General features: G+C 68.8%; 7 protein-coding genes and 1 pseudogene. 3 read left to right on the top strand and 5 right to left on the bottom strand.

Going from position 1 to position 9,871, the window contains the following annotated elements; translation table 11 throughout:
- Positions 1-22 precede the first annotated feature (22 nt).
- A complete protein-coding gene (locus tag ACJ73U_RS10325; protein ID WP_407777333.1) occupies positions 23-991 on the top strand; it encodes a 4-hydroxy-3-methylbut-2-enyl diphosphate reductase in 969 nt (322 codons plus the stop codon).
- 70 nt (positions 992-1,061) lie between these two features.
- Here the strand turns inward: ACJ73U_RS10325 and ACJ73U_RS10330 are convergent, their stop codons facing one another.
- The 3 genes and pseudogenes from ACJ73U_RS10330 to ACJ73U_RS10340 all read right to left on the bottom strand — a co-directional run bounded on the left by ACJ73U_RS10330 (position 1,062) and on the right by ACJ73U_RS10340 (position 3,292).
- Positions 1,062-1,430 carry a hypothetical protein gene (locus ACJ73U_RS10330; protein ID WP_407777339.1) on the bottom strand — a complete coding sequence of 123 codons (369 nt, stop codon included), beginning with the start codon at positions 1,428-1,430 and terminating at the stop codon, positions 1,062-1,064.
- A gap of 283 nt (positions 1,431-1,713) precedes the next feature.
- Positions 1,714-2,241: pseudogene (locus ACJ73U_RS10335) on the bottom strand (DUF6542 domain-containing protein); the annotation flags it as partial.
- Positions 2,242-2,299: 58 nt separating this feature from the next.
- Entirely contained in the window at positions 2,300-3,292 is a 993-nt protein-coding gene (locus tag ACJ73U_RS10340) for a DNA recombination protein RmuC (protein WP_407777337.1), read from the bottom strand.
- 219 nt (positions 3,293-3,511) lie between these two features.
- On the opposite strand from ACJ73U_RS10340, the gene ACJ73U_RS10345 reads away from it, so the two are divergent.
- Both ACJ73U_RS10345 and ACJ73U_RS10350 read left to right on the top strand, forming a co-directional pair.
- Positions 3,512-4,696, top strand: coding sequence for an exonuclease SbcCD subunit D (locus tag ACJ73U_RS10345; protein ID WP_407777334.1), 1,185 nt, complete (start codon positions 3,512-3,514; stop codon positions 4,694-4,696).
- 141 nt (positions 4,697-4,837) lie between these two features.
- A complete protein-coding gene (locus ACJ73U_RS10350) occupies positions 4,838-7,993 on the top strand; it encodes an AAA family ATPase (RefSeq protein ID WP_407777335.1) in 3,156 nt (1,051 codons plus the stop codon).
- 341 nt (positions 7,994-8,334) lie between these two features.
- Here the strand turns inward: ACJ73U_RS10350 and ACJ73U_RS10355 are convergent, their stop codons facing one another.
- Together ACJ73U_RS10355 and ACJ73U_RS10360 are read right to left on the bottom strand one after the other, a co-directional pair.
- A complete protein-coding gene (locus ACJ73U_RS10355) occupies positions 8,335-8,979 on the bottom strand; it encodes a nucleoside/nucleotide kinase family protein (protein ID WP_407777336.1) in 645 nt (214 codons plus the stop codon).
- Complete coding sequence (locus ACJ73U_RS10360; RefSeq protein WP_407777338.1) at positions 8,946-9,785, bottom strand: PfkB family carbohydrate kinase; 840 nt, start codon at positions 9,783-9,785, stop codon at positions 8,946-8,948. The genes ACJ73U_RS10355 and ACJ73U_RS10360 overlap by 34 nt, the downstream gene beginning before the upstream one ends.
- Positions 9,786-9,871 lie beyond the last annotated feature (86 nt).

A 9,871-nucleotide genomic window follows, 5' to 3' on the forward strand; every position in this document is an offset into this window, starting at 1 on the left:
CTGGGTACGTACTCTGGGTCTCATGACCAAGCGAGTTCTGCTGGCCAGGCCGCGCGGCTACTGCGCCGGGGTCGACCGCGCCGTCGTGACCGTGGAGAAGGCGCTCGAGACCTACGGCGCCCCCGTGTACGTGCGCAAGGAGATCGTCCACAACAAGCACGTGGTCGAAACCCTGACCGAACGCGGCGCGATCTTCGTCGACGAGGCCGACGAGGTGCCGGAGGGCGCGCTCGTGGTGTTCTCCGCGCACGGCGTGTCGCCCGCCGTGCACGAGCAGGCGGCCACACGGCAGCTGCGCACCATCGACGCCACCTGCCCGCTGGTCACGAAGGTCCACCAGGAAGCGAAACGATTCTCCCGCGACGACTACGACATCCTGCTCATCGGCCACGAGGGCCACGAGGAGGTCGAGGGCACCGCCGGCGAGGCGCCGCAACACGTCCAGCTGGTCGACACCGCGGAGGACGTCGAGAAGGTCACCGTCCGCGACCCGTCCAAGGTCGTCTGGCTGTCACAGACCACGCTGTCGGTCGACGAGACCATGGTGCGCGTCAACCAGCTGAAGGCCCGCTTCCCCGAACTCCAGGACCCGCCGAGCGACGACATCTGCTACGCCACCCAGAACCGCCAGGTCGCGGTGAAGGCCATGGCCCCGGAGTGCGACCTGGTCATCGTGGTCGGCTCGCAGAACTCGTCCAACTCGAAGCGTCTGGTCGAGGTGGCCCTGCAGGCCGGCGCACGAGCGGCGCACCTGGTCGACTACGCCCGCGAGGTCGACCCGACCTGGCTCGAGGGCGTCACCACGGTCGGCGTGACCAGCGGCGCGTCCGTACCGGAGATCCTCGTCATGGACCTCCTAGCGTGGCTCGCCGACCGCGACTTCGCCGGTGTCCAGGAAGTAACCACCGCCAACGAGAAGGTCACGTTCGCCCTCCCACGCGAGCTGCGCAAGGCACTCAAGGACAACGACCTCCAGGGCAACATCCGCTAAGCAGTCGACACAGCACGACGCCACCACCCGATGGGTCGTGGTCCGGACCCACCAACGTCAGCAGGACAGGTCAGCGCCAGCCGTCGGCGTCACCGGTATTCCTCAGGCGGACTGCGTCAGCGGTATTCCTCAGGCGGACGACGCCGCGGTTGGCGCCCTGACGCGCCACCTCGGCCATCCCGATCGGAGTCACGACCGTCAGCGTCGCGACCGGGATCCCGCCGACCGGCACCGCGGTCGTCGCGGGACGCACCGCCCTCGCCACCCGGCTCCCGCCGGCGCGCCGGCGGCTCACCGCCACGACCGCGACCCCGAGCGGCGTCCGGTGGTGGTTGCTCACCTCGGCCTCGCTCACCGCGACCAGCGGCATCCCGGCCAGCCGGATCGCGACCAGCCGCATCCCGACGCCGCGAGTCGCGGGCACCGTCCCGGCCCGCATCGCGACCGCTGTCCCGGCCAGCCGCCTCACGCGAAGGCGACGGACGCGGCCCCCGACCGGGCATGCGCCGAGCAACGCGCTCCTCTTCCGGTGCGCCCTCCGACTCAGGCCGGCCTCGACGCCCCGGTGGCGCGACCCGGTCCTTGCTCGGGCGCTCCCGCGGGTCACGCCCGCCAGTGCTCTGCCCAGGCTCGTCAGCCAGTCCGACATCGGCCCCGCGCGCGACACGTTCCTTCGGCGGCTTGTTGGGACGCGCCTCCGGGTTGGGGTTGCGTTCCCGCCACAACCGGAACACTCCGATCGCGACCACGACGGCGGTCGTGATGCCCATCGTCGGGAAATTGCTGGTCAGTGGCAGTGCCACCGACAGGATCAGCGATTTCAGGCCGCCACTGCCGGACTTCGGGTCCAGCAGCACGAACGCACCGATAGCGGTAATGGCGAAGACCAACGGTGGCTGCACTATCGGTCCGAACAGGCTCCGCCTCCGCACGAAGCAGACCGCGACGACGCAGCCCACCACGAAGGCACCCTGGTAGATCCGGCCCAGTGAGTCCTGCCGCTGCATGTCGACGAACGCGGCGATCGCCGTCACACCGAAGGCGAGCAGGACCGCCGCCCACCAAGGCAGTCCACGGAACTGCCCATAAATCGGACGGTCGTCCCACGCCAGTCCGGCGTCTGTTTCAGGATCGCTCCTGCGATCGCGGGTCGCGGTCACGAGGCACACGTTAGTGGGTCCGCAGGCCAACCTGACCAGCGTTCTGAAAACGGCACTCCTGATGCCACACCAAGATGTGAACCAGGACACAAACGTTTACTGTCCGCTTCCAGCGCTCAGCCCAGTGGCCATATTGAGTTGTCGGTGGTCATCGCTCGATAGGCACCTCCACATCAGGTAGTTCGTCGTACTGTTCGACCGGCACCACGTCACGCGCAGTAGGCGAGGCATTCGCGGCCACCTCGTCCGATCGTCGCACCGCCGGCAGTGGCGTCGGGCTGGCCGCCGCGTCCGTCAGCGGCACGACGGCGGACGTGAACTGGGTCAGCGCGTCGAGTTCGCGCCGCCGCGCCTGCAGGAACCGCTGCAGGTGTGTGCTCGACACGTTGACCGCGTCCACCGCGCTCTCCGCCGCCCGGTGCGCCGCGAGCGCCTGCCCACGCAACGCGTCGATGTCGGCCGCCAGCACCCGTTCGCTCGCCGCGAGCATGGCCGCCGACGCGATCACCGCGAATCCCGTCGGCCCGCAGACGAACACCCGCCGGTCGAGCAGCCAGCGGAGCAGGTCGGGATCGGTGTCCAGGGCGGCGACCACCGCGGCGTCGGAGGGAACGAACATGATCGTGCCGTAGATCGCGTCCGCCCATCGCTGGTATCCCTTGCTCGCGAGCTCCGCCGCCCGCGACCGGATGTTGCGCACGTGCACGCGTAGCGCGTCCGCCCGCTCCTCCGGATCCTCGGTCTCGACCGCCTCGACCCAGCAGGCGACCGTCATCTTCGCATCGACAGGCACGAGCCGCCCGTCGCCGACCGACAGCAGCATGTCCGGCCGCACGGACCCGCCACCGGCGACGTCGGTCTGCAGTGTGAAGTGCAGACCCTCACGTAAGCCGAGCGAGCGCGCGGTCTCCACGAGCACCTGCTCACCGAGCTCACCTCGCCCGCTGATCGACGCGAACATCACCTCGTAACGACGGAGGGCGGCCGAGTGCGCTTCGGACCGGTCGCGCTCCGCACGCACGGCTAGCACGGCCTCGTCCAGCCTGCGCTGGCTGTCGTTGTACAGCCGCCGGAACAGTGCCGCGCCGCCGATGAGCAGCAGCAACAACACGAACGCCACGGTGCCCAACACCGCTGCCACTGACATCCCCTTTCCTGGATCGAACCGAGTGGACGCATCATGAACCACGACACCGACAAATTCCGCACGGACACCGGCGCGCCGAGCGCGATTGGACGGCTTGGAACGCGAACGGAAGGTTTGACGAACTGAATTTCTGCCGGTTTTCCTGGGGCCTGTCGCTCAATGGGGTGGCGCGCCTCCCTCCGATCGTCGTCCCGGCCGAATAACTTGTGGGGCATGCGAGTGCTCCACACCTCCGACTGGCACGTGGGACGGATGTTCCACGGCCGAGACCTGCTTGCCGACCAGGAATCCGTCCTGGGCGGACTGGCCGACGTGGTCACCGATGAGCAGGTTGACGTCGTGGTGGTTTCCGGAGACATCTACGACCGCGCGGTGCCGTCCGGTGAGGCGGTGTCGGTCTGCACCCGGGTGCTGGATCGAATCCGTGACGCCGGCGCGCGGTTGGTCATCACACCGGGAAACCACGATTCGGCGCCGCGTTTGGGCGCGTTCGCCGAGTTCGCGGCGGCGGGCGGCCTGCACCTGCGTACGCGGGTCGCCGAGCTGGACCGTCCCGTGCTGCTCGAGGACACACACGGACCCGTTGCGCTGTACGGGATTCCGTATCTCGAGCCGGAGCCCGCGCGGCACTCGCTGGAGATCGAGGCAACCGGGCATGCCGGCGTGCTCACGGAGGCGATGCGCCGTGTGCGGGCCGACCTCGCCGCACGTGGACCGGGCGTGCGGTCGGTCGTACTCGCGCACGCCTTCGTCACCGGCGGCGCGCCGAGTGCTTCGGAACGGACGATCTCGGTCGGTGGCGTCGAACAGGTCTCGAGCACCGTGTTCGACGGCGTCGACTATGTGGCGCTCGGCCATCTCCACGGGCCTCAACGGCTGGCCGAGCACCTCCGTTATTCCGGCAGTCCACTGGCGTACTCGTTCTCCGAGGCGCGGCACCGAAAGTCGGTGTGGCTCGTGGAACTGGACGCCGGCGGGCTCGCCGGAGTCGAGCGGCGGGAGCTGCCGATCCCCCGCTCGCTCGCCACGGTCCGCGGCAACCTCGAGGAGTTGCTCACCTCGCCGGCACATGGGCAGCTCGTCGAGGCGTATCTGTCGGTCGAACTGACCGATCAGGTGCGGCCGACGGACGCGTTACGCCGCCTACAGGAGCGGTTCCCGCATGCCGTGCATGTGGAGTGGCGGCCGGCGAGCGGCCCGCTGGCCACGCCACTGCGCTACGCCACGACCGTGCGAGACCGGTCCGACCACGACGTGGCATGCGACTTCGTCACCGAGTGCCGGGGTGCGGAGCCGAGTGAACGCGAGCGGGCCCTCCTGCTGAAGGCGTTCGCAGCCGTGGCGAACGACGAACGCGCGGAGCTCGCGCGGCAGCGCGGGAACAGGGAGGCCGCATGAGCGAAGAGGGCTTACCGCCGGCCGGCTGGCCCGTGGTGGCGCCGAGCATGCGCGGCGCCACCACGAGGCGGAACGAATCTCGAACCCAGCGGCTACCACGAGCCGCACGGGTTTGCGAGGAGCGGCCGTGAGCCAGAAGCGGTGAGGCTGCATCGGCTGGAGCTGACCGCGTTCGGGCCGTACGCCGGTCGTGAGGTCGTGGACTTCGACCGGCTCGGCGCGGATGGGCTGTTCCTCCTCCACGGTGACACGGGTGCCGGCAAGACGACGCTGCTGGACGCGGTGGCGTTCGCCTTGTTCGGTGCCGTGCCCGGCGTACGCGACCAGGCGAAGCGGTTGCGGTGTGACTACGCGGAACCGGACGTGGTCACGGAAGTTCGGCTTGAGCTCAGCGTGCGCGGGCACCGACTGCGACTGACGCGGAGTCCGGAGTACCTACGTCCGAAGAAGAGAGGTGACGGCACTACAAAACAAAACGCGAAGGCATCGCTGACCTGGGTCGGCACGGCGCCGAGTGGGCACGCGCCCGACGGGTTGACGAGAATCGACGAAGTCGGTCGCACGATCGAACGGCTGCTCGGGATGAGCAAGGACCAGTTCTTCCAGGTGGTCCTGCTACCGCAGGGCGAATTCGCGCGGTTCCTGTGTGCGGAGACTGCTGAGCGGGAGAAGCTGCTCGAGAAGCTGTTCGGCACGCAGCACTTCGCGCTGGTCGAGGAGTGGTTCCGCAACCGGCGCGTGGAGCAGGGCCGCACATTGGAGGCCGGACGGCTGCGATGCCTGCAGTTGGTCGCCCGGCTGGCTCAGGCCGTCGGCTCCGAGCCACCGACGGACGACGCGGCTGACGAGGCCTGGTTGGCATCGCTCGTCGCCACGGCCGAGGAAGAGGCCGCAGAGGCTGTCGCACGTGAGCTCGCTGCAGCCGTCGCGCGGGATCAAGCCGAGGCGGAACTGCTCGCCCGCCGGGAGCTGGCGGACCGGGTGCGCCGTGTGGCGGCGGCACACGCCGAGCTGGCTGTGTTGTCGGCGGAGGCGGATAGCCGGGCAACGTGGGCCGAGGAACTCGCGGCCGCTCGTCGGGCAATGCCGGTCGTCGCAGCGCACCGTGAGCTTGTACGGGTCGAGGCGGTGGCCCGCGCCACGGACGACGCGGTCGCGGCGCTCGCTGCGGAAGCTCCGACAGTCGAGGAACTGCGAGGTCTGGTCGCCGGATACGGCGTCGATGACCAGGTCGGCGCCGACGCCTCGAAGGGTGCCGCGGACACCGCCGCTGGTGTTCTGTCGGGCGATGAGTCCGACGGAGTCATCCGTGAGCCGTGGTCGCCAGGCGTGGGACTCGATGAGGCCGGGGCCGTGTCTGCGGCTTGGCGGACGGGTTCCGGGCCGGGTGAGCGCGGCCTGGCGGGGCTCGATCCTCGGGTCTGGGCCGGGCGGTTGCGAGAGGTCGCCGGAGCGTTGGGTGGCCTTGTCGAGGAAGCCGGGTTGCAGGTGGCCGACCAGAAGCGGGTCGACGAGCTCGGGCCGCTGGCGGAACGTGCCGAGGCCGTGGTCGCGTCGTGTGTAAAGCGGCTTTCCGAGTTGCCTGGCGAGGTCGAGGGCACTCGGGAGAGGCTTGCTGACGCGGCGCGGGCGGTCGCGGAGTTGCCGGCGTTGGTGGCCGCACGGGAGGACCTGACCGCGTTGGTTCGCGACGCCGAGCAGGTTCCGGCGGCACGGCGCCTGGTCCGCGAGCGCATCGACGCGGCGCAGGTGGCGGTGGACGCTCATCAGGGCGCCCGGGAGTCCGTGTTGGACATCCGGGAGCGGCGGTTGCTCGGGATGGCGGCTGAGCTCGCGGGTGGCCTCGTCGACGGTGAGCACTGTCCGGTGTGCGGATCGACTGACCATCCGCTGCCGGCGGTCGGCGCGATGGTGCAGGTCACCGCGGCGGATGAGCGGGCGGCGGCGGTGCGGGAGCAGGAGGCTGACGTCGCGCGGCAGCGGGCTGCTCGTGAGTTGGCGCGTGCCGAGCAGGCCTTGGCGACGCTGCTGGACCGGCTGCGTGGGCGGGAGGCTGACAAGCTCAACGAGGCGTTGCGTGCGGCCGCCGAGGCGCATGAGCACGCCGTTCTGCTCGCGGGTGAGCATCGACGGCTGCGGGAGCGGTTGCGGGCACTGGAGAACGAGTCCGAGGAGGTGATGGCGCGGCTTCGGGCCGCGGAGAAGGAGGCGACCGGCTTCGCCCATGAGCGGGTGGCGCTGGTTGACCGGATAACCGAACGAGCCGAGCGCTTGGCGACCGCGCGGGCCGAGCATGCCGACGTGGCGGCGCGGAGAGCGCATCTGCTGTCGGTCGCGGATCGGCTGGACGCGTTGGCCTCGACACTGGCGGAGCAGTCTGTGGCGTGGGGCCGCGTCGAGGAGCAGGGCGGCGTGATGCGTGATGCGGTTGAGGCGGCCGGGTTCGCGGACGTGGCTGCGGCCCTCGCCGCTGCGCGGCCGGACCACGCCGCGCTTGAGCGGCGGTTGAACGAGGCGGCGGCGCGGGAGGCTGGGCTGCGACGGGTACTGGCGGATCCGGAGTTGGTCGGTGTCGACCCGAATCAGCGGGTTGAGGTGGGGCCGGCTGCGGATGCGTACTCCGTCGCGCGTGTCGAGATGGACGCGGCGGTCGCCGCGGCGCGGCTGGCGCGCCAGCGCGTCGTGGACGTCACGGAGTTGGCGGTGCGTCTGCGTGCGGCCTGGGCGGAGTTGGGACCTGCCCTGGCCGAGTTCGAGGAGCTGTCGGCACTCACCGACGTCGTGAACGGGCGTGGGCAGAACGCGCGGAAGATGTCGCTGCGGGCCTACGTGTTGGCGGCGCGGCTGGAGGAGGTCGCGATCGCGGCGTCGGTCCGGCTGCGGAAGATGAGTGACGGCCGGTTCTCGTTCGTGCACACGGATGTCGCTGGGCCGCGTGGCACGCGGGGCGGGTTGGGGCTGGACGTGCTGGATGCCTATTCGGGCAACGCGCGGTCGGCGAAGACGCTTTCGGGCGGAGAGACGTTCCTGGCTTCGCTCGCGCTGGCGCTTGGGTTGGCGGACGTCGTGGCCGCCGAGACCGGCGGTGCGCTGCTGGACACGCTGTTCGTGGACGAGGGTTTCGGCATGTTGGACGCGAACACCCTTGATGAGGTGATGGACACGCTGGACGAACTGCGCGCGGGCGGTCGAGTGGTGGGGCTGGTGTCTCACGTGGAGGAGCTGCGGGACCGCATCCCTACCCGACTGCGGGTTCACAAGACGCGCACTGGGTCGCGGGTGGAGCTGATCGCCTGATGGCGGGGAGACAACGACGACGCGGGGGTGGCTCCAGGCTTCTTGAAGGAGCCTTCGAGGCCTGCGAAGGTTCGGAGTCGAGTGCTGCTGGCTTGCTGCGGGTGGCTTGCGCGGTAGTCGGTGATGGGTAGTGAGTGGTGGCCCTACCGAGGAACAGGATTCGCTGATGCTGTCCGGCTCGGCTTGAGCAAGTCTTGGTGGTGCTTGGGCCGTCCGTGAGCGGTGCAAAACCGTATGCCAGAGGCCCTAGGACCGTGCTGTGGAGAGACGCGCCGAGGAGGCAGGTAGGGGGTTGTTGCGGGGCGATTTGGTCGAGTTGCAGCGGAGCTTGACGGTGCGAGTTAGCCCAGTACGGCGGTTATTACCAGGTCTGCTGCAGGGAGGGTGGCGTTGATGAGCACGGCGTTGCGTTCATCGGAGCCCAGGGTGCGTTCGCGGGCTTCTGCTGGGCTGCGGCCGTAGGCTTGGTGTCGGACCATCAGGCGTTCTTGCCTTAGTGGTTCACCTGGGGATAAGAACCAGGTTTCTGTTAGGTGAGTTCTCACCTGGCACCACGGTCTTTCGTTCAGCAGCAGGTAGTTTCCTTCCGTTACTACTATCCGATGCTCGGGGCCGACGGGGATTGCTCCTGCTATTGGTTCCTCCATCTCTCGGCGGAATTGTGGGGCGTACACCGTGGTGGCAACTTCGGTTGTCAGACGAGATAAGAGGTTTACGTAGCCTTCCGCGTCGAAGGTGTCCGGGGCGCCTTTTCTTGCGGTTCTGCCCAATCTGTTCAGCTCTACTTGCGCCAGGTGGAAGCCGTCCATTCCTACGTACACCGCTTCGCTTCCCAGCGCTGCCACCAGGCGTTCGGCCAGTGTGGACTTTCCGGCGCCTGGCGCGCCGCAGATGCCCAGTAGCACTCGACCCGGGCCCAGGCCGCGGGCTCTCGTTACCAGGTCGGTGAACTTCACGGCATCAGGTCCAGCATTGGCTTTACCCATGCCCTCGCTCCTTCATGCTGGATTCGGATTGCCGCCGCTTCGTTCGCGTACTCGATCAATCGCGGTAGGTCCGACGCGGTTGGGACTCGGGCCAGGTTGGCAACAGCCAGGGTCAGTGCGCCGTGCCATACGTCGCCTGCGCCGGAGGTGTCCTTTGCGGTTACTCGCTTTGCCGGTACCTCGCCCGTTGTTTCGGCTGTTGACCACGTGACTGGGTTTGCGCCGTTTGTTCTGATGACAATGGGGGTGGTCAGCGGCTCTGGTGAGGTGAAGGCCGCTGAGCATGCCGCTATGTCCACAAAGGGCAGGAGGTCTGTCAGTACTGGTTTCCAGCTGCCTGCGTCCAGTACTACCGGGATGCCTCGGTTCTTGGCTTCGCGTGCGGCGTGCATCGCCAGTGTCGGGTGGTGGCCGTCCACCAGCAGGGCGGTCGCGTCCGTCAGGTCGATCACAGCCGGGGTCTGCACGCCCTTTGCATTGTGGGCCACCACGGTTCGTTCGCCGTCGACCGTTCTTACGGATACCGCGCTAATTGGCGGTGGATCCGTGCGGGTTGGCAGCGCGTCCGTCAGTTCCACGCCGCATGCGGACAGGTCCGCCGCCGCCAGGCGAGCGAGGGGATGTGCGCCCAGCACCGTGGACAAGCGAACCCGGCCGCCCAACGCGGCTACCGCTACTGCCGCGTTCGTGGCCGGGCCGCCTGCTGCCACCTCCACGGACAGGGACTGCACCTTCTCGCCTGGTGCGGGCAACGTCTCCACTCGCTGCACCACGTCGACCGTGCACAGACCCACTGCTGCTACCAGCGTCACCGGCTCAGCCCGGTGGTCAGGCCGACTTCCTCGATCGAGCCGTCCTCCGCCATGCGTAGTGCGCCGGTGAGCAGGCCGAC

It is taken from the genome of Actinophytocola sp. (assembly GCF_045807065.1).
In the GTDB taxonomy this organism is placed as follows: Bacteria; Actinomycetota; Actinomycetes; order Mycobacteriales; family Pseudonocardiaceae; genus Actinophytocola.